Origin of the sequence: Streptomyces sp. NPDC048659, from assembly GCF_040650575.1 — a bacterium.
Classification (GTDB): domain Bacteria; phylum Actinomycetota; class Actinomycetes; order Streptomycetales; family Streptomycetaceae; genus Streptomyces.
Genome location: NZ_JBEZHM010000003.1, coordinates 15,209 through 35,010, shown reverse-complemented (window position 1 = coordinate 35,010; position 19,802 = coordinate 15,209). Strand labels below are relative to the sequence as shown.

Below are 19,802 nucleotides of genomic sequence, written 5' to 3'. Positions count from 1 at the left end.
GCTTACGGGCCCGATTCAGGGCGCGAGGACGTCCAGCTCCTTGAGCGCACCGACCGCGATCTCCCGGGTGAGCGCCTCGGCGCGGACCGCGTCCCGTTCCCGTACCGCCTCGGCGACCTGGACGTGCAGGGTGACGGCGGCGGGGTCGGGGTCCTCGAACATCACCTGGTGGCGGGTGCGCCCGCTGAGCACCTCGGCGACGACGTCCCCGAGCCGGGCGAACATCTCGTTGCCGGAGGCGTTGAGGACGACCCGGTGGAAGGCGATGTCGTGCACCAAGTACTCCTCCAGGCGGCGCCCGCGCGAGGTGGCGACCATGCCCAGGGCCTGCTCGGTGAGCTCGCGGCACTGCTCGGGGGTGGCGTGCAGGGCGGCGAGCCCGGCGGCGACCGGCTCGACGGCGGAGCGCAGCACGGTGAGCGAGCGGAGCTGGCGGGGGCGGTCGGCGCCGGCCAGCCGCCAGCGGATGACCTGGGGGTCGTACACGTTCCACCGCTCGGTCGGCAGCACGATCACGCCGACCCGGCGCCGGGACTCGACGAGGTGCATGGATTCGAGGACCCGCACGACCTCGCGGACGACGGTGCGGGAGACCTCGAAGCGCTCGGCGAGCTCGTCGCTGCGCAGCACGGAGCCCGGGGAGTACTCCCCCGCGGTGATCGCGAGGCCCAGGGCGTTGAGGACGTGCGGGTGGAGCCCCTGGGCCGTGGTCGTCATGACGGTCAGCCTATGCGTGATCACACGTGTGATCACGTCGAGCCAAATAAGTACGACTTATTCATCACACCCTCTTGAATACGTCGTACCCAAGAGGTTTCATGAGCGCGACGGATCGATGTCGAAGAAGACAGCGAGGCACCCCCCATGAGCACCACCCCCCAGCCCGTCCCGGCCGGCCCTCCCCCGGTCGTCGTCGTGATGGGCGTCGCCGGAACCGGCAAGACCACGATCGGCCCGCTGGTGGCCGAGGCCCTCGGCCTGCCGTACGCGGAGGGCGACGACTTCCACCCCGCGGCCAACGTGGCCAAGATGTCCGCCGGGACCCCCCTCGACGACGGCGACCGCGAGCCCTGGCTCGACGCCATCGGGCGGTGGGCGCACGGCCGGGCCGGACTCGGCGGGGTGGTGAGCAGCTCGGCGCTCAAGCGGGTCTACCGCGACCGGCTGCGGGCCGCCGCCCCCGGCGTGGTCTTCCTGCACCTCACCGGCGACCGGGAGCTCATCGAGGGGCGGATGGCGGCGCGCAAGGGCCACTTCATGCCGACCGCGCTCCTGGACTCGCAGTTCGCCACCCTGCAGCCGCTGCGGGACGACGAGGCCGGCGTCGCGGTCGACGTGACCGGGAGCCCCGCGGAGATCGCGGGGCGGGCGGTGGCCGCGTTGCGGGAGCTGGGCGGGGTCGGCGGCTGATCCGCCTGCTCCGGCTGTTCCGGCTGTTCCGGCTGTTCCGGCTGATCCGGCTGATCTTCCTAGGCCCCGTAGTCCCGTAGTCCCGTAGTCCCGTAGTCCCGTACGCCCGGGCAGCACCCTCTCGGTGCGCTCCCGTAGGGCCGCGTACGCCCCCGTCCGACCCCCGTCCCCACTCCCTGCTTCCCAAGGACCCACCGTGACCAGTCTCAGCGTCGAGATCCTGGCAGCGGACGCCGCCGAACCGATCACCTCGGCAGGCAACGCCCAGCTCGGCATCGCCGTCCTCGCCGGCATCGCCGTCATCGTCCTGCTCATCACCAAGCTCAAGATGCACGCGTTCCTGGCGCTGACCATCGGGTCATTCGCGCTCGGCGCGTTCGCGAGCGCCCCGCTCGCGGACACCATCAAGTCCTTCACCACCGGGCTCGGCAACACCGTCGCCGGTGTCGGCGTGCTCATCGCGCTCGGCGCGATCCTCGGCAAGCTACTGGCCGACTCCGGCGGCGCCGACCAGATCGTCGACACGATCCTCGCGAAGACCGGCCGGAAGGCCATGCCGTGGGCGATGGTGCTCATCGCCTCCGTGATCGGCCTGCCGCTCTTCTTCGAGGTCGGCATCGTGCTGCTGATCCCGGTCGTGCTGATGGTCGCCAAGCGCGGCAACTACTCGCTGATGCGGATCGGCATCCCGGCCCTCGCCGGCCTGTCCGTCATGCACGGCCTGATCCCGCCGCACCCCGGCCCGCTCGTCGCGATCGACGCCGTCGGCGCCAACCTGGGCGTCACCCTCGCCCTCGGCCTGGTCGTCGCGATCCCGACCGTGATCATCGCCGGTCCGGTCTTCGCCCGGTACGCGGCCCGCTGGGTGGACATCCCGGCGCCCGAGAACATGATCCCGGTCCGTCCCTCCGAGGACCTGGAGAAGCGCCCCGGCTTCGGCGCGACCGTGACCACCGTGATGCTGCCGGTCGTCCTCATGCTGGCGAAGGCCCTCGTCGACATCGTCGTCGACGACCCGGCCAACGGCCTGCAGAAGGTCACCGACGTCATCGGCTCCCCGCTGATCGCCCTGCTCGCCGCCGTCATAGTGGGCATGTTCACCCTGGGCCGGGCGGCCGGCTTCACCAAGGAGCGGCTCTCCACCACCGTCGAGAAGTCGCTGGCCCCCATCGCCGGTGTGCTGCTGATCGTCGGCGCGGGCGGCGGCTTCAAGCAGACCCTCATCGACATCGGCGTCGGCCAGATGATCCTGGACCTCTCCGAGAACTGGTCCATCCCGGCCCTGCTGCTCGCCTGGCTGATCGCGGTCGCGATCCGGCTCGCGACCGGCTCGGCGACCGTCGCCACGATCTCCGCGGCCGGTCTGGTGGCCCCGCTCGCCGAGGGCATGTCCATTGGTGAGGTCTCACTGCTGGTGCTCGCGATCGGCGCCGGTTCGCTCTTCTTCAGCCACGTCAACGACGCGGGTTTCTGGCTGGTGAAGGAGTACTTCGGGATGAGCGTCGGCCAGACGATCAAGACCTGGTCGGTGATGGAGACGATCATCTCGGTCGTCGGCATCGTCTGCGTGCTGCTGCTGTCCTTGGTGATCTAGCGGGCGGTCCGGAAGCCGGATGCGAGGATCGGGACCAGCCGGCCGGCGAGGTCCCGGACCTCGGCCGAGGAGTCCCCGGCCGCCGCCCCTCGGACCAGCTCCAGGACGTGCGGATCGTCCCGACCGCCGTCGGCCAGGACCCGGAGTGCGCTCAGGCGCACGGCCGGGTCCTCGTCGTTTGTGAGGCGGTCGTGGGCGAGGGTGAGGGGGTCGGGGGCGCCCTCCGTGGCCAGGGTCGACAGGGCGAAGGCCCGGACCGCCGGAAGCTCGTCCGTCACCGCGCGATGACGGACGAAGTCGACGATCGCTGGGCCGGTCCAGCCCAGCCGGATCAGCTCACCCAGCGCCGCCCCCCGCACGTCGCCGCTCTCGTCACCCGCCGCCACCTCGCGCAGGAGGTCCGTCCAGTCGGACGTGACGCTCCGCCTCGACGGCAGGAGGAACGGTCCGACCGCCGAGAGGGCCGCCTCACGGACACCGGCGTCGGGGTCGTGCCGGATGGCCTCCTGGCGGAGTTCCCGCCAATCCTCGTCGTCCTCGGACTGCTCCGCCGTGGAGAACACGGCCACCCGCACCTCCGGGGCGGGATCGTTCCTCCCCAGCTCCCTCATCGCGGCCCGTACCTCGGGATCGCTCGGCCACAGATAGGAGAGGTTGCGCGCCACCGGGGCTCGGAGCGCCGCCGGGGAGGGTCCGGTCGCCCGGTCGAGCAGCAGCAGCCGCATCTCGTCCGAGCGGACGCCTAGGTCGTAGAGCAGCACGTGCAGCGCCGCGTCCAGGACCTCGGCGTCCTCTTCCCGTTCCATCAGAGTGTGCAGGAGGGCGATGCCCTCCTCTCTCCGCCCGGCCGTGACCCGGCCGACCGTGCGGACCGCCGCCGTGCGGACGCCGGCGTCAGCATCCCGCAGGGCCTCCCGGACCCAGGCCCAGATCTCGGGCCCGGCAGCGTTTCCGTCGTTGACGGCTCGCAGCGCTCCGACGCGTGCGGACGGGTCGTCCCGGCGGGCTTCGGCGAGATACGCCTCGGGGTCCGGCTCCGCGAGCAGGTGGCCGAGGCGTGCCCCCAGCGCCTCCGCGCGCACCTGCTCGTCCTCGTCCTCCCGCATCCGGTCGAGCATCGCCAGCACGGTCCCGGCCGGGGCGTCGGACCGGCCGGCCAGCCCCAGCAGGGCCGACCGGACCGCGGGATCGGGATCCTCCGCCGCGCGGCGACACACCTTCTCCCACCGGTCCGCGTCCCGGCCCACGTCCGCGTAGGCGGCGGCCACCCGGGCGACGGGACTGACGCTCCGCTCCATCGCCTCGTCGCGTGCGCGCTCCGCCGACTCCCCTCCCGCGCGGAGCAGACTCAGCCTGATGTCCGCGGCGAGGAAGGGCACCACGTTGATGGCGAGCGGATTCGCGACGACGTCCTCGCGGCTCCACTCCTCGTACCAGTCCAGGTAGATCCGGCGGCCCGGCCACCCCTCGCCGAGCGCGGCCAGGGCCCGGCCGATCGCCTGGAGCTTGTCGTACGGGTGGAAGAACCCGACGCCGAGCACCCGGGCCAGCTCCAGCAGGCGGATCACCCGGCGGACGATCCGCTCGCTCTGCGGGGCCAGCAGGCCGACGCGGCGGATCTCGCCCAGGCAGCGGGCCGCGAAGGCTACTTCGGTGAAGGACGTGTCGCGGTGCGTCCGCAGGCTCGGGCTCGTCGTCCTCGGCGCCAGCACCCGGTCCAGTACCCGGGCCGCGAACGGCTCGTCGATCTGGCCGATCAGCAGGAGCAGGATCTCGTCCCACGCGGGGTCGGGCAGCCTGCGGGTGAAGAGGTCCTGGAGTTCCTCCTCCGACAGCGCGCGCTCGTGGCTGAAGCGGCGGGCGATGTCCGTCGCCGCCAGGTACTCCAGGAACGTGCGGTGGACGAAGCCGTAGACCTCGCCGCCGAAGTGGCTGAGGATGAAGTTCCGGCCCCGGAACTGCTCCAGCATGATGCGGGCGGCGGTGACGGCGCGGTCCTTCGGGAGTTCGTAGCGGTCCTTCAGGTAGCCCTCGAAGCTCTCGATGAGGTCCGGGCCCGCGATGTGGTTCCCGGCCACGCCGCCGTGACCCTCCTGCATCCGGCGGGCGACCAGGCGGAGCAGAGTCAGCCGGTCCTCGGCGTCCAGGTACGGGAGGTGCTCCTCCACCTTGCGGTCCTTGAGGAACTTGCCGGGGTCCCAGTGCTCGACGAGGACGGCGACGGCCTGCTCGTACACCTTCGCCCGGTCGCGGGGCAGTTCGCGGCGGCGGCCGATGATGGCGAGGATCGTGAGGATCAGCGGGTTGCCCGCGAGTTCGGCGACGGAACGGGAGCCGTCCACCGCCGTGGCGACCCGCTCCGTCAGCTTCCCCGCCAGGACCGGGTCCCCGGGGCAGGAGAGGGCGAACCATTGACGGGTGAAGGCCGTGATCTGGTCGCGGTCGAGGTCCTGGAGCATGTACGTCGTGAAGCCCACGGCGTCCAGCACGGCCCCCCGGTAGCCGTAGCCGCGCGAGGTGACCACGACGCGGACGCCGGGGTGGCGGGCGGCGAAGGCGGCGATGCGGCGCGTGACCGCGTCCCGTACCGCCGTCTCGAAGAGTTCGTCGAGGCCGTCGAAGAGGAGCAGGAGCCGCCGCTCCCGCTCGCCGCCCAGGAGGTCCGCCAGCAAATCCGGCGGCAGGGACAGGCCCTCGGTCGCGTACTGGTGGGCCAGGAACTCCTCGAAGCCGCGCTCGCGCCACTCCGCCTGGGCGTAGCTGCGCAGTTCTACGACGATCGGCAGCCGGTCCGCGAGGGCGGCGAGTTCGGGCGGCGGCTCGGGCGCGGTGAGGGCCAGCGCCAGGTAGCGGGCCAGGGTCGACTTGCCCGCGCCCGGGTTGCCGAGGACGACGATCCGGTCGAGCGCGGGGTCGGCCAGGACGTCGAGGACGGGCATCGGGGGCCGCTCGCGGTAGGCGCGGCGGACCCGTTCGACGGTCTCCCGCTCGACGCCGGGCGGCAGTTCGGGGTGGTCGGCCTCGGTGCCGTCCTTGAGGCGGCGCAGGAGTTCCTGCGGCAGCTCGACCGGCGGCGGGTCGGCGCGTACGGACTGGGGCACGAACACGTCCCGCAGCTCGACGGCCGGGTGCTCGTCCTGGTCCCGCAGCGGGGTGAGGACGGCCAGGTCCAGGCGTCCGTAGCGCTGGCGGACGCGGGCGGCGTAGGCGGCGTACGCGGCTACGGCCCGGTCCTCCTTCTTCTCCTGATTCTTCTTCTCCTTCTCCTCCTCGCCGTCGATGCGCGGTGGCGACGTCACGATCGAGACGGAGCCGTGGACCTCGTTGATCAGCGTGATGTCGCGGCCTGCCGTGGCGCCCGAGGCGTTCTGCCCGCGCTTGCGCCACCGGCCGCCCCACAGGCCCCTCACGGGGTGCTGTCGGGGGCCGCGTGGGTGACCGGGGTAATGCGTACGGAGCCGCCGACCCCTTCGATCTGGGTGAGGTCGCCGCCCGTGCTCGCCCCGACGGCGGACTGGTCCGCCGTCCCGGTGCCCGCGGCCGGAGTCGCCGCGGACGGCGGTGCGGTGGCGGGGGCCGTCCCGATGGTGACGTCGCCCGCCACCCCCTTGATCTGGTGGATCGAACCGCCGGCCGTCGCCCGGTCCGCCGACTGCGCCGGGCGGGCGGCGAACAGCCCGCCCGCCGTCAGCAGGAAGCCCGCGACGGTGAAGAAGAGGCTGAGCACGCTGCTCCACCTGTCGGCGTCCTCCAGCCCCTGGAGCGTGAGGAAGGCCGCGAGGCCGCCCAGGGCGAGCAGGACGCCGGTCGTGAGCAGGATCGTTCGGCGGGTCACGCGCTCATCCTGCCTGCCCTGGGCGGGTGTTGGGGGCGATTCAGCCGACCGCCTCCGCCGCCGCCCGGCCCGCCGCGCGGCCCGAGAAGAGGCAGCCGCCGAGGAAGGTGCCTTCGAGGGAGCGGTAGCCGTGGACGCCGCCGCCGCCGAAGCCCGCCGCCTCGCCCGCCGCGTACACACCGGGGAGCGGTTCGCCGGTCGGGGTGAGGACGCGGGAGGAGAGGTCGGTCTGGAGGCCGCCGAGGGACTTGCGGGTGAGGATGTTGAGGCGTACGGCGATCAGCGGGCCCGCCTTCGGGTCGAGCAGGCGGTGCGGGGCGGCCGTGCGGATCAGGCGGTCGCCCAGGTAGCGGCGGGCCCCCCGGATCGCCGTGACCTGGAGGTCCTTGGTGAAGGGGTTGGCGATCTCGCGGTCGCGGGCGGTGATCTCGCGGCGCAGCTCGGCCTCGTCGATCAGGTCCTCGCCGGTGATCCTGTTCATGCCGCGCACCAGGGCGGCCAGGTCCCGCTCGACGACGAAGTCGGCGCCCTTGTCCATGAACGCCTTCACGGGGGCGGGCACGTCGGCGCGGGCGCGGCCGATGACGTCGCGGACGGACTTGCCGGTGAGGTCGGGGTTCTGTTCGGAGCCGGAGAGGGCGAACTCCTTGCCGATGATCTTCTGGTCGAGCACGAACCAGGTGTGGTCGTGGCCGGTGCGCATGATGTGTTCGAGGGTGCCGAGGGTGTCGAAGCCGGGGAAGAGCGGTACGGGGAGCCGCTTGCCGGTGGCGTCGAGCCAGAGCGAGGACGGGCCGGGGAGGATGCGGATGCCGTGCCGGGCCCAGATCGGGTTCCAGTTCTCGATGCCCTCGGTGTAGTGCCACATCCGGTCGCGGTTGACGTGGTGGGCGCCCGCCTTCTCGGCGATGCCGAGCATGAGGCCGTCGACGTGGGCGGGGACGCCGGAGAGCAGCCGGGCGGGCGGGGTGCCGAGGCGCTCGGGCCACTGCGCGCGGACCAGGTCGTGGTTGCCGCCGATGCCGCCGGAGGTGACGATCACCGCTTGGGCGCGCAGGCTGAAGCTCCCCGTGGCCTCGCGGCCGGAGGCGGTGCCGCGCGGGGCATCGGAGGGGGCCAGGACCTCGCCGGTGACGGTGTCGACGCTGCCGGCCGTGCGGGCCAGGCCGGTGACCCGGTGGCGGAAGCGGAAGCGGACCAGGCCGCGGGCGACGCCGTCGCGGACCTTGGCCTCGAAGGGGGCGACGAGGCCGGGGCCGGTGCCCCAGGTGATGTGGAAGCGGGGTACGGAGTTGCCGTGGCCGGTGGCGTCGTAGCCGCCGCGCTCGGCCCAGCCGACCACCGGGAAGAAGCGGACGCCCAGGCCGTGCAGCCAGGCCCGCTTCTCGCCCGCGGCGAAGTCGACGTACGCCTCGGCCCAGCGGCGCGGCCAGGCGTCCTCGGGGCGGTCGAAGCCGGCCGTGCCGAGCCAGTCCTGGAGGGCGAGGGCGTGGCTGTCGCGGATGCGCATCCGGCGCTGCTCGGGCGAGTCGACGAGGAAGAGGCCGCCGAAGGACCAGTGGGCCTGGCCGCCGATCGAGCGCTCGGGTTCCTGGTCGAGCAGGATCACCGACCGGCCGGCGTCGACCAGCTCGGCGGTGGCGACCAGTCCGGCGAGGCCGGCTCCGATGACGATGACGTCGGCGTCGTACGCCTCATGGGATGACATGACCGCATCTTGGATACAGCGGTGTATCCAGTCAACGGTCCGACGGGATCCCAAGCGATCCCAAGCGATCCGACGCGATCCAGGGGACGAGTGCCACCCCCTCCCGTTTTTTAATGTTGAGCATTAATATGAATCGCATGGCAAGGACATCAGGGCCCGAGACCCGGCAGAAACTGATCCGTGCCGCCGAGGAGGTCTTCGCGGCCAAGGGCGTCGACGGCGCCCAGCTGCGGGACGTGGTGAGCCTCGCCGGGCAGGGCAACCCCTCGGCCGTGCAGTACCACTTCGGTTCCCGCGCGGGGCTGCTCGACGCCGTCATGGCGGGCCGCCAGCGGCGCACCGAGCAGGTCCTCGCCCCCCTCCTGGACACCTGCCCCGACGAGCCGCACGCCCTGGTCGGCGTGCTGGTGACCGCCGAGGCGACCGAGCTGCGCGAGGACCGGGGCCGCCGCTGCCTGCGGATCTCCGCGCAGCTCAGCCACGAGAGCGGCATCCGCACCCGCACCCCGCACCCCACGCTCGCGGGCACCGCCTACTGGCGCCTGATCGAGCGCCTGGAGGGCTGCCTGGCCGCCGCCGGACTCCCAGGGCCGCTGCGCCTGGAGCGCCTGGACCTGGCGCTGACCGTGGTCGGCGCGGCCATGGCGGACCGGGCCCGGCAGTACCTGGACGGCAGCGAGCCGCTGACCGGCGAGGGGCTCTTCCTCGCCGACCTCGTCGAGACCACCACCGCACTCCTCGGGGCGGCACCGCCCCGGAGCGTCTGACACCCCCGGACGACCCGAACCATCCCGTCGTCCCCTGCCACCCCCCGAAGGGACTCTCATGAACGACCTCACCGGCAAGACCGTGCTCATCACCGGCGGCGCCCGCGGCCTGGGCGCCGAGGCCGCCCGGCAGGCCGTGGCCGCCGGCGCCAACGTCGTGATCACCGACGTGCTCGACGAGGAGGGCAAGGCCACCGCCGCCGAGCTCGGCGAGCGCGCCCGCTTCCTGCACCACGACGTGACCTCGGAGGAGGGCTGGGCGGCGGCCGTCGCGTACGCCGTCGAGGAGTTCGGCGGCCTGCACGGCCTGGTGAACAACGCGGGCATATCCACCGGCGCCCTCCTGGAGACCGAGTCCGTCGAGCACTTCCGCAAGGTCCTCGACATCAACCTGACCGGCGTCTTCATCGGCATGAAGGCCGCGATCCCGGCGATGCGCGAGGCGGGCGGCGGCTCCATCGTCAACATCTCCTCCGCCGCCGGCCTGATGGGCCTCGCGCTGACCGCCGGCTACGGCGCCTCCAAGTGGGGCGTGCGCGGCCTGACGAAGATCGGCGCGGTCGAGCTCGGCACCTCCCGGATCCGCGTCAACTCGGTCCACCCGGGCATGACGTACACCCCGATGACGGCCTCGGTCGGCATCGAGAAGGGCGAGGGCAAGTACCCCAACACCCCGATGGGCCGGGTCGGCGAGGCGCACGAGATCGCGGGCGCGGTCGTCTTCCTGCTCTCGGACGCCGCCTCGTACGTGACGGGCGCGGAGCTGGCCGTGGACGGCGGCTGGACGACCGGCCCGACCGTGAAGTACGTCATGGGGCAGTGAAGTACGTCATGGGGCAGTGAAGTCGCGGGTCGGCCCGTCCACCGGCCGGCCCGTTCACCGGCCGGTGGTTTCATGGGCCCATGAGCGCTGCCGATGAACTCCTCGACGTCGTCGACGAGCACGACCGGGTGACCGGACAGGCCCCGCGCGGTGAGGTGTACGCGCGGGGCCTGATCCATCGCTGCACCTTCATCCGGGTGCGGGACGCCGAGGGCCGGGTCTTCGTCCACCGCAGGACCCCGACGAAGCTGGTCTTCCCCTCGCTGTACGACATGTTCGTCGGCGGCGTGGTGGGCGCGGGCGAGTCGTACGACGACGCCGCGCTGCGCGAGGCCGAGGAGGAGCTGGGCGTGTCCGGGCTGCCCCGGCCGACGCCGCTGTTCCGCTTCCTGTACGACTCCGGGGGTGTCGCCGGGAAGTGGTGGTCGGCCGTGTACAAGGTGCGCTGCGAGCTGCCGGTGCGCCCGCAGGCGGAGGAGGTGGCCTGGCACGCCTTCCTGCCGGAGGAGGAGCTGGCGGCGCGGCTCGCCAGCTGGGAGTGGGTGCCGGACGGCCTCGCCGCGTACGAGCGGCTGCGGGGGCTGGAGGCGGGCTGAGCCCGGGGGGCACGTACGGGCTGATTCGGGGCGGGCACCCGGGCTGATTCGGGGCGGGCACCCGGGCTGAGTCGGGACGGGCACCCGGGCTGGGCCGGGGCGCGCGTCCGGGCTGGGCCGGGGCGGGTGCCCCGCGCCCGTCGGGCGGTGTGATCATCCGACGGATAGGGTGCTCGCGTGAGCGACTTCATACAGAGCCTGCGGCTGTGGTTCGCGCCGCAGCGCCTGCGGGAGGAGGGCGAGACCCCCGACTACCGCTTCTCCCTGGCCAACGAGCGGACCTTCCTCGCCTGGATCCGGACCGCGCTCGCACTGGTCGGCGGCGGCTTCGCCGTGGACCAGTTCCTGCCCGACCTGCGCTGGGGCGTCCGGGTCGGGCTCGCGCTCGCGCTGCTCGCCGCCGGCGTGCTGTGCGCGCTGCGCGCCGTGAACCACTGGGTCCGCTGCGAGCGGGCCATGCGGCGCGGCGAGGACCTGCCCGCCTCCCGCTTCCCGGCCGTCCTGAGCCTGGCGGTGGCGGTGGTCGCCGTCGCGATGGTGGTGGTCGTCGTCTTCGGCTGGGCCGGCCGGTGACCCGGCCGGGCGCCGGGGGCGGGCCGGACCTCCGGGACCCGGGGCTCCAGCCCGAGCGGACCCGGCTGGCCTGGCGCCGCACCACGCTGTCCTGCACCGTGGTGGCCGTGCTCGCGGCGAAGCAGGCCATCCACGACGAGGTGACGGCGGCCGGACTCCTCGCGGCGGGGCTGTCGGCGCTGGTCTGGATCGGCTTCCTCGCGGTGGCGCACCGCCGGATCCAGACGCTCGGCGCGGCCCGGCCGAGGGAGCTCCCGCTGCGGGGCGCCTGGCTGGCGGCCGGGTGCGTGATCGCGTTCGCCTCGTTCGCGGTGGCCATCGTGGTCTGAGCGGGCGGCCACAGCCACACGCGCAGCCACACCAGCACCCCTGGGACCCGGGGACCCCAGGCCCCGGGTTCCCCCGCCCGCGGCCCGGCTGGCACCCTTCCCCCTGTCCAGTCGTCGGGCTCTCATCCGGGGGAATTCCTGTGCCTGCCACCGATCCGTACGTGGTCGAACTCGCGCCGTGCGTCCACGCCTTCGTCCAGCCGGACGGCGGCTGGTGCCTGAACAACGCCGGCTTCGTCGGCGACGGCGGCGAGACGCTGCTCGTCGACACCGCCGCCACCGAGCGACGGGCGCTGCTGCTGCGCGACGCGGTCCGCGCGGCGGGGCTCGCCGCGCCGCGCACGATCGTCACCACCCACCACCACGGCGACCACACCTACGGCAACAGGGTGTTCCGGCCCGAGGCGCGGATCGTCGGCCACGCGAACTGCCGGGCCGAGCAGCTCGCCGCCGGACACCAGCTCCATCTGCTGTGGCCGGACACCGACTTCGGCCGGGTCGACATCCTGCCGCCCGAACTCACCTACCGGGACGCGCTCACGCTGTACGTGGGCGAGGTCGAGGTGCGGGTGCTCCACCCCGGTCCGGCCCACACCACCGGCGACTCGGTCGTCCATCTCCCCGACCAGGGCGTGGTCTTCACCGGCGACCTGGTCTTCCAGGGCGGCACCCCGTTCGTGCCGATGGGCTCCCTGGCCGGCTCGCTGCGGGCGCTGGACCTGCTGCGCTCGCTGGACGCGCCCACCGTGGTCCCGGGGCACGGCCCGGTCACCGACCCCTCCGCGTACGACGCGACCGAGCGCTATCTGCTGTGGGTGGGGGAGCTCGCCCGCGCGGGGCACGCCAAGGGGGCGTCGCCGCTGGAGACGGCCCGGGACGCGGAGCTCGGCGAGTTCGCCGCCTGGCGCGAGAGCGAGCGGCTGGTCGCGAACCTGCACCGGGCGTACGCCGAGCTGGACGGCCTGCCGGAGGGGCACCCGCTGGACCCGGTCGTGCTCTTCGGCGACATGACGGCGATGAACGGCGGCGTCCCCGTGGCCTGCCACGCCTGATCCATCTGCCACACCTGACCCGGCTGATTCGCCTGATCCGCCTGATTCGCCTCCCGCGCGGGAGCGCCCACGGGAAACGGGCGCCCCGCGCGGGAAGGCGACCGGGCTTTCCCTCCTCCCCCTCGCGGGCCCCTCTGGACGACATACCGACTGGTCGGTCATCATGAATGCCGACGCCGATCCCGGAGGTATCCCGCATGAGCACCACCCCGCCGCCCGGTTCCCCGCCGCCCGGTCTCGACCCCGGGCGGCTGCGCGGCTTCCTCGACCGCGAGCGGCCCGGGCTGCTCGCCGGGCCGCTCACCGCCCGGCTGATCGAGGGCGGCCGGTCGAACCTCACCTACCGGGTGACCGACGGGACCGGCCACTGGGTCGTACGGCGCCCCCCGCTCGGGCACGTGCTCGCCACCGCGCACGACATGCGGCGCGAGCACCGGGTGATCAGCGCCCTGCGCGGCACCGCCGTGCCCGTGCCGGAGACCGTCGCGCTCTGCGAGGACGAGTCGGTGCTCGGGGCGCCGTTCTACGTCATGGAGTTCGTGCCGGGCACCCCGTACCGCTCGGCGGCCGAGCTCGCGCCGCTCGGCCCCGCCCGTACCCGCGAGGCCGTCCTCGGGCTCGTCGACACCCTCGTCGACCTGCACGCCGTGGACCCCGCCGCCGTCGGGCTCGACGACTTCGGGCGCCCCGAGGGCTTCCTCGACCGGCAGCTGCGCCGCTGGGGCAAGCAGCTCGCCGCCTCCCGGGGGCGCGAGCTGCCGGGGATCGACGAGCTGCACTCCGCGCTCGGGCGCGCCCTGCCCGCCTCCCCCGCGCCCGCCGTCGTGCACGGCGACTACCGCCTCGACAACGTCCTCATCGGCGACGACGACCGCATCAAGGCCGTCCTCGACTGGGAGATGTCCACCCTCGGCGACCCGCTCACCGACCTCGGCCTGCTGGTCATGTACAGCGCGCCGATGGAGCTGCCGGACTCCCCGATCTCGACCACCGCGTCCGCCGCCGGGCACCCGGCGCCCGGCGAGCTGATCGAGCGCTACGCCGCCCGCTCGGGCCGCGACACCTCCGCCGTCGCCTGGTACACGGCCTTCGCCTGGTTCAAGCTGGCCGTGATCCTGGAGGGCATCCACTACCGCTACACCCTCGGGCAGACCGTCGGGGCCGGCTTCGACCGGATCGGCGAGCTCGTCCCCGTCTTCATCGAGCACGGCCTCACCACCCTCCAGGAAGGCTGACCGCCATGGACTTCGCGTACGACGCCCGCACCGAGGAACTGCAGGCCAGGCTCCTCGCCTTCATGGACGAGCACGTGTACCCCGCCGAGGCCGTCGCCCACGAGCAGCGCGCCCTGCTCGCCTCCCCCTGGGACACCCCGGCGGTCGTCGAGGAGCTGAAGGCCGAGGCCAAGCGGCAGGGGCTGTGGAATCTGTTCTTGCCCGACGAGGAGTACGGGGCCGGGCTCACCAACCTCCAGTACGCGCCGCTCGCCGAGATCACCGGCCGCAGCCCCCAGCTCGCCCCCACCGCCCTCAACTGCGCCGCCCCCGACACCGGCAACATGGAGGTGCTGGCCCAGTTCGGCGACGAGGCGCAGCGCAAGCAGTGGCTGGAGCCGCTGCTGGCGGGCGAGATCCGCTCGGCGTTCGCGATGACCGAGCCCGAGGTGGCGTCCTCGGACGCGACCAACATCGAGACCCGGATCCGGCGGGACGGCGACTCGTACGTGGTCGACGGGCGCAAGTGGTACATCTCCGGGGCGATGAACCCCGACTGCAAGGTCTTCATCGTCATGGGCAAGACCGACCCGGACGGCCCCGACCCGCGCCGCCAGCAGTCGATGATCCTGGTGCCGCGCGACACCCCCGGGGTCGAGGTGCGGCGCGCGATGCGGGTGTACGGCTACGAGGACCACTCCCACGGCGGCCACGCCGAGGTGGTCTTCCACGGTGTCCGGGTCCCGGCGGCGAACCTGATCGGCGAGGAGGGCGGCGGTTTCGCCATCGCGCAGGCCCGGCTCGGGCCCGGCCGCATCCACCACTGCATGCGGCTCATCGGCATGGCCGAGCGGGCGATCGAGCTGATGTGCCGCCGCGCGGTCTCCCGTACCGCCTTCGGCAAGGCCCTCGCCCAGCAGGGCGTCGTGCAGAACTGGATCGCGGACGCCCGTGTCACGGTCGAGCAGCTGCGGCTGCTGGTCCTGAAGACCGCCTGGCTGATGGACACCGTCGGCAACCGGGGCGCGCACACCGAGATCCAGGCCATCAAGATCGCCACCCCGCGCGCGGTGGTCGACATCCTCGACCGGGCCGTCCAGGTGCACGGCGCGGGCGGGGTCTCGCAGGACTTCCCGCTGGCCGAGCTGTGGGCCGGGGCGCGCACCCTGATGCTGGCGGACGGCCCCGACGAGGTCCACCAGCGCTCGCTGGCCCGCCGGGAGCTGAAGAAGTACCTCTGACGGCTCCCCGTCGGGCTACGGGCGCAGCGACCGCAGCAGGAGGCCGGCCAGGTGGTCGGCCACCTGCTGCGGGGTGAGCGGGCCGTCGGGGCGGTACCAGGTCGACAGGTGGTGCACGGAGCCGAAGTGGTAGTCCACGACCAGGTCGGCGGGGGTCGTGCCGGAGAACACCCCGGCCTGCTGGCCCTCCTCGATCAGGGCGCGGAAGCGCTCGTGGTAGCGCCGCCGCTCGGCCCGCACCTGCTTGTTCTTCTCGGGGCTGAGGTGGTGCATGGAGCGGAAGAAGATCGCGGCGTCGTCGAGGTTGTCGATCGTGGTGACGACGACGTCGGCGGCGGCGTCCCGCAGCCGCTCCTCCACCGGGGCGTCGGCGCCCGCGAAGGCGTCGAGCCGCTCCTGCTGGAGCCGCAGCACCCGGGAGTAGACCTCCTGGAGGAGGTCCTCCTTGGAGCCGAAGTAGTGGTAGAGGGCGCCCTTGGTGACGCCCGCCGCCTCCACGATCTCCTGGACGGAGGTGCGGTCGTAGCCCTGCTCCGCGAAGAGCCGGGTGGCGGCGGCGAGGAGCCTCTGGGGGACGGGGACCCCGTTGCCGTCCGTCGCCTTGGCCATGCTCCGCCTTCTTTCGTCCGTGCCGGCTCTTGTGCCGGTGTTCACTTCCGGGACCGCAGGTCCCGCCTGAGGATCTTCCCACTTGTCGTCTTGGGGAGCTCCGCCAGGATCTCGACCTCGCGCGGGTACTTGTACGCGGCGAGCCGCCGCTCACAGTAGGCGGAGAGCTCGGCGGGGTCCGCGTCGGCGCCGGGCCGCAGGCTCACGTACGCCTTCACGGTCTCGCCCCGGTACGCGTCCGGGACGCCGACGACGGCGGCCTCGCGCACGGCCGGGTGGGTGTAGAGGACGTCCTCGACCTCGCGCGGCCAGACCTTGAAGCCGGAGGCGTTGATCATGTCCTTCTTGCGGTCGACGACGTACAGCCAGCCGTCCGGGTCCATGAAGCCGATGTCGCCGGTGCGCAGCTCCCCGTCGGGGAAGGCGGCGGCGGTGGCCTCGGGCAGCCCCCAGTAGCCGGGCACGACCTGGGGGCCGCGCACGGCGATCTCGCCGTGTTCGCCGAAGGGGACCTCGGCGCCCTCCTCGTCGAGGATCCGCACGACGGTGTCGGCGCCGGGGACGCCGACGGAGAGGGTGCCGGAGACCGGGTCGACGGGCGCCTCGGACTGCGGCGGCACGGCGGCGCAGGGGGCGGTGCACTCGGTGAGGCCGTAGCCGTTGCTCAGGTACGGGCCGAAGCCCGCGCGGAAGCGCTCCACGAGGGCGGGCGGCACGGGCGCGCCGCCGGAGGAGACCACCAGGAACGACGAGAAGTGGTCCGGGGTGGCGTCCGGGTGGGCGGCGAGCGCCATGTACGCGGTGGAGGGGCCGACGGTGTAGGCGGGCCGGTGCTCCAGGAAGGCGTCCAGGACGACCCCGGCGTCGAAGCGGTAGGCGAGGGCGAGGGTGCCGGCGTTGGCGAAGCAGGCGCCGAGCTCGCAGACCAGGCCGGTGATGTGGAAGAGCGGGGCGAGCGCGAAGTAGACGCCGCCCTCGGGGACGGGGTGGCCGGTGCGCTGCCGTTCGGCGTTGTGGACGATGCCCCGGTGCAGGTTGAGGGCGCCCTTGGGGGTGCCGCTGGTGCCGGAGGTGTAGCTGATCAGGGCGATGTCGTCGGTGGCGGGCTCGCGCCCGGCGGGCGCGGGGTGTCCCGCGCGGGCGGCGGCGAGGAGGTCGTCGGCCCCGTGCAGGTCCTCGGCCGGGACCTGCTCGAAGGCGAGGACGCGCGGGTCGTCGCGGGTCTGGAACTCGCGCTCGTGGGCGGTCAGCGCGATCCGCACGCCGGCCTCGGCGGCGGTGTCGCGGAGGTACCCGGCCCAGGCGCGGTCGGAGCAGACCAGGGCGGCGGCGCCGGAGTCGCGCAGGGCGTGGCCGACCTCGGCCGCCTTGTACATCGGGTTGAGCGGGACGACGGTGGCGCCCGCCTTCCAGGCGCCGAGGAGGGCGAGGACGAAGTGCGGGCTGTTCTGGAGCATGACGGCGACCCGGTCGCCGCGCCGGACGCCCCGGGCGGCGAGGTGCCCGGCGACGGAGTCGGAGAGGGCGTCGGCCTCGCGGTAGCCGATCCGGCCGTCGAAGTAGGCGAGGGCGGGGCGGTCCGGGGTGCGCGCGGCGGCGGCGCGGAAGGCGTGCAGGACGGTGGGCGGCGGGTCGATCGGGGCCCGCTGGGCCGCGCTGAGCCGCCCGAGCCAGGGCTTGGCGGCGTAGACCGATCCCGTACGGGCGCCGCCGGTGGCGGCTGTGCTCTTCGGGCCTCCGGCGGCGTCCGGGCCCGTGCCGTCCGGAGCGCCGGGGGTGTCCGTGCCGCCGACGGCGTCTGCGCTTCCCGGGCCGCCCGTGCCGTCCCGCTCCGGCCCGGTCACTCGCCCGCCCCTTCCCAGGTGCGCTGGAGGCGGTTCATGCCGCGCAGCCAGCGCTCGGGCTCGGTGGCCCTGGCCCCGTAGAAGCCGCTCACCTCGGGGTGGGGCAGGACGAGGAAGCGGCCGGCGGCCATGGCGTCGAAGAGGGCGTCGGCGACGTCCTCGGGCTCGATGGCGGTCGGGGCGAGGACGAGGTCGCCGGCCGTCCCGGAGGCGGTGAGCATGTCCGTACGGACGCCCTGCGGGCAGATCGCGTGGACGTCGAGGCCCCGGTGGCGGTAGGTGAGCGAGAGCCATTCGGCGAAGGCGTACGCGCCGTGCTTGGAGACGCTGTACGGGGCCGCGCCGATCATGGTGAGCAGTCCGGCGGCGGAGACGGTCGAGACGAAGCGGCCTCGGCCGCGCTCCAGCCAGTCGGGCAGCAGCGCGCGGGCCGCGCGGACGTGCGCCATGACGTTGACGTCCCAGGCGGCGGCCCAGACCTCCTCGTCGGCGAAGGCGTCGCCGGGCGAGGGGAGTCCGGCGTTGGCGCACCACACGTCGACGGTGCCGCCGAGCGCCGCGCGGGCCTCTTCGACGACCTCGGAGGCGTCGCCGGGGACGGCGAGCGCGCCGATCTCCTCGGCGACGGCCTTGGCCCGGTCCGGGTCCAGGTCGTTGACGACGACCCTGGCCCCCTCGACGGCGAACCGGCGGGCGAGGGCGGCGCCGATGCCGCCGCCCGCCCCGGTGACGACCACTCCGGCGTCCTCGACGCCCTGCCACGTGCTCATCGGCGGCCCACCTCTCCGTAGCGGCTGTGGACGCAGACTAACCGGTCGGTATGGAGCCCGGGAAGACTCCGGCGGTACGCCTCGTTCCGCGCGGCCCGGCGGGGCGCTAGCGTGCGTGCCCATGTCAGGGAAGGCGATCAAGGAGGTTTCCGCATGAGCCTGTCCAGACGTGGTCTGCTCGCCGCGGGCGGCGCGCTCGGCGCCGCCGCCGCGGCCGGTACGGGGGCGACGGCCGCCCACGCGGCCCCCGGTCCCGCCGCCGGGCCGGGCGCGGGAGCCCCGGGCCACCGGGTCCGCACCGGCTTCGACCGGCTGGCCGCCGACGGCTACGCGCGCCTGGCCGGGCAGCGGGTCGGCGTCGTCACCAACCCGACCGGCATCACCTCCGACGCCCGGCACATCGTGGACGTCATGCACGCCGACGAGCGGGTCGACCTGGTCGCGGTCTTCGGCCCCGAGCACGGCTTCCGGGGCACCGCCCAGGCCGGCGGCTCGGAGGGACGGTACGACGACCCGGCGACCGGGCTGCCGGTCTACGACACGTACCTGAAGAGCGGTCAGGCGCTCGCCGACGTCTTCACGGCCTCGGGCGTCGACACCGTCGTCTTCGACATCCAGGACGTGGGCGCCCGCTTCTACACGTACATCTGGACGCTCTACGACTGCATGGCGGCGGCCTCGCTCGCCGGGAAGCGGCTCGTGGTCCTGGACCGGCCCAACCCGGTGACCGGCCGGGCGGCCCTCGGGCCCGTGCTCGACCGGGCGTACGCGACCTTCGTGGGGCGCGAGCCGATCGCGCAGGCGCACGGGATGACGGTGGCGGAGCTGGCCCGGCTCTTCAACGGGGAGTTCCTGACGAAGCCGGTGGCGCTGGAAACGGTCACCGCGAGCGGCTGGCGGCGCGGCGAGTTCTTCGACTCCACCGGGCTGCCGTGGGTGCCGCCCAGCCCCAACATGCCGACGCCCGACACGGCGCTCGTCTACTCCGGCACCTGCCTCTTCGAGGGCACCAACCTCTCCGAGGGACGCGGCACCACCCGCCCCTTCGAACTGCTCGGCGCGGAGGGGATCGACGGCCGGTGGGCGGCGGCGGCGAACGCCCTGGGACTTCCCGGGGTGCGCTTCCGCGAGGCGTACTTCGCGCCCACCTTCTCCAAGTTCCAGGGGAAGACAGCCGGCGGGGTCCAGCTGATGGTCCACGACCGCGCGGCCTTCGACCCGGTGCGCACCGGGATCGCGCTGCTGGTGACCGCGCGGCGGAGCTGGAGCGGTTTCGCGTGGCGCCCGGACCACTGGATCGACAAGCTGACCGGCTCGGACCGGGTGCGCACGATGATCGACGCGGGCGCGCCGGCGGACGAGGTCGTGGGCGCCTGGGAGACGGACCTGGCGGCGTTCCGCGCGGTGCGGCGGGGGTACCTGCTCTACCGCTGACCG

18 protein-coding genes are annotated in these 19,802 nt (G+C 73.6%); 11 read left to right on the top strand and 7 right to left on the bottom strand.

The window, feature by feature from the left end; genetic code table 11:
• Nucleotides 1-15 precede the first annotated feature (15 nt).
• Entirely contained in the window at nt 16-717 is a 702-nt protein-coding gene (locus AB0C99_RS03430) for an FCD domain-containing protein (RefSeq protein WP_362468722.1), read from the bottom strand.
• A gap of 147 nt (nt 718-864) precedes the next feature.
• On the opposite strand from AB0C99_RS03430, the gene AB0C99_RS03425 reads away from it, so the two are divergent.
• Together AB0C99_RS03425 and AB0C99_RS03420 are read left to right on the top strand one after the other, a co-directional pair.
• Nucleotides 865-1,410 carry a gluconokinase gene (locus AB0C99_RS03425; RefSeq protein ID WP_362468720.1) on the top strand — a complete coding sequence of 182 codons (546 nt, stop codon included), beginning with the start codon at nt 865-867 and terminating at the stop codon, nt 1,408-1,410.
• A 196-nt stretch (nt 1,411-1,606) separates the two neighbouring features.
• Complete coding sequence (locus tag AB0C99_RS03420) at nt 1,607-3,004, top strand: gluconate:H+ symporter (protein ID WP_362468718.1); 1,398 nt, start codon at nt 1,607-1,609, stop codon at nt 3,002-3,004.
• Here the strand turns inward: AB0C99_RS03420 and AB0C99_RS03415 are convergent.
• From AB0C99_RS03415 to AB0C99_RS03405, 3 genes are read right to left on the bottom strand one after another with little or no spacing between them, the layout of a single operon-like run.
• Nucleotides 3,001-6,414 (bottom strand): HEAT repeat domain-containing protein, encoded by a 3,414-nt coding sequence (locus AB0C99_RS03415; protein WP_362468716.1) that lies wholly within the window; start codon nt 6,412-6,414, stop codon nt 3,001-3,003. The genes AB0C99_RS03420 and AB0C99_RS03415 overlap by 4 nt on opposite strands.
• Nucleotides 6,411-6,839, bottom strand: coding sequence for a hypothetical protein (locus AB0C99_RS03410; RefSeq protein ID WP_362468714.1), 429 nt, complete (start codon nt 6,837-6,839; stop codon nt 6,411-6,413). Before AB0C99_RS03410 ends, AB0C99_RS03415 begins: the two co-directional genes overlap by 4 nt.
• A 40-nt stretch (nt 6,840-6,879) precedes the next feature.
• Nucleotides 6,880-8,547, bottom strand: a complete 1,668-nt coding sequence (locus AB0C99_RS03405) for an FAD-binding dehydrogenase (RefSeq protein WP_362468712.1) — start codon at nt 8,545-8,547, stop codon at nt 6,880-6,882.
• Nucleotides 8,548-8,684: 137 nt separating this feature from the next.
• Here AB0C99_RS03405 and AB0C99_RS03400 point away from each other — a divergent pair, with 137 nt between their 5' ends.
• The 8 genes from AB0C99_RS03400 (at nt 8,685) to AB0C99_RS03365 (ending at nt 15,142) form a co-directional block, all read left to right on the top strand.
• Complete coding sequence (locus AB0C99_RS03400) at nt 8,685-9,314, top strand: TetR family transcriptional regulator (protein WP_362468710.1); 630 nt, start codon at nt 8,685-8,687, stop codon at nt 9,312-9,314.
• Nucleotides 9,315-9,372: 58 nt separating this feature from the next.
• A complete protein-coding gene (locus tag AB0C99_RS03395; protein ID WP_362468708.1) occupies nt 9,373-10,137 on the top strand; it encodes a glucose 1-dehydrogenase in 765 nt (254 codons plus the stop codon).
• A gap of 80 nt (nt 10,138-10,217) precedes the next feature.
• Entirely contained in the window at nt 10,218-10,733 is a 516-nt protein-coding gene (locus AB0C99_RS03390; protein ID WP_362468706.1) for an NUDIX domain-containing protein, read from the top strand.
• A 177-nt stretch (nt 10,734-10,910) separates the two neighbouring features.
• A complete protein-coding gene (locus tag AB0C99_RS03385) occupies nt 10,911-11,306 on the top strand; it encodes a DUF202 domain-containing protein (RefSeq protein ID WP_362468705.1) in 396 nt (131 codons plus the stop codon).
• Entirely contained in the window at nt 11,303-11,635 is a 333-nt protein-coding gene (locus tag AB0C99_RS03380) for a DUF202 domain-containing protein (RefSeq protein WP_362468703.1), read from the top strand. The genes AB0C99_RS03385 and AB0C99_RS03380 overlap by 4 nt, the downstream gene beginning before the upstream one ends.
• A gap of 140 nt (nt 11,636-11,775) precedes the next feature.
• A complete protein-coding gene (locus AB0C99_RS03375) occupies nt 11,776-12,687 on the top strand; it encodes an MBL fold metallo-hydrolase (RefSeq protein ID WP_362468701.1) in 912 nt (303 codons plus the stop codon).
• Between the two features lie 197 nt (nt 12,688-12,884).
• Nucleotides 12,885-13,922, top strand: coding sequence for a phosphotransferase family protein (locus AB0C99_RS03370; protein WP_362468699.1), 1,038 nt, complete (start codon nt 12,885-12,887; stop codon nt 13,920-13,922).
• 5 nt (nt 13,923-13,927) lie between these two features.
• The gene (locus AB0C99_RS03365) at nt 13,928-15,142 is read left to right on the top strand and encodes an acyl-CoA dehydrogenase family protein (RefSeq protein ID WP_362468697.1); all 1,215 of its coding nucleotides are present in this window, start codon (nt 13,928-13,930) and stop codon (nt 15,140-15,142) included.
• 15 nt (nt 15,143-15,157) lie between these two features.
• Here AB0C99_RS03365 and AB0C99_RS03360 read toward each other — a convergent pair whose 3' ends face one another.
• Genes AB0C99_RS03360 through AB0C99_RS03350 form a run of 3 tightly spaced genes read right to left on the bottom strand, consistent with a single transcriptional unit; the run spans nt 15,158 to nt 18,365 of the window.
• The gene (locus tag AB0C99_RS03360) at nt 15,158-15,751 is read right to left on the bottom strand and encodes a TetR/AcrR family transcriptional regulator (RefSeq protein ID WP_362468695.1); all 594 of its coding nucleotides are present in this window, start codon (nt 15,749-15,751) and stop codon (nt 15,158-15,160) included.
• Between the two features lie 41 nt (nt 15,752-15,792).
• On the bottom strand, nt 15,793-17,595 hold the full coding sequence (locus AB0C99_RS03355) for an AMP-binding protein (RefSeq protein ID WP_362468693.1): 1,803 nt from the start codon (nt 17,593-17,595) through the stop codon (nt 15,793-15,795).
• The gene (locus AB0C99_RS03350; RefSeq protein WP_362468691.1) at nt 17,592-18,365 is read right to left on the bottom strand and encodes an SDR family oxidoreductase; all 774 of its coding nucleotides are present in this window, start codon (nt 18,363-18,365) and stop codon (nt 17,592-17,594) included. The genes AB0C99_RS03355 and AB0C99_RS03350 overlap by 4 nt, the downstream gene beginning before the upstream one ends.
• A gap of 153 nt (nt 18,366-18,518) precedes the next feature.
• Between AB0C99_RS03350 and AB0C99_RS03345 the strand changes: the two genes are divergently transcribed.
• Nucleotides 18,519-19,799 carry a DUF1343 domain-containing protein gene (locus AB0C99_RS03345; protein ID WP_362468689.1) on the top strand — a complete coding sequence of 427 codons (1,281 nt, stop codon included), beginning with the start codon at nt 18,519-18,521 and terminating at the stop codon, nt 19,797-19,799.
• The last annotated feature ends 3 nt before the right edge of the window (nt 19,800-19,802 follow it).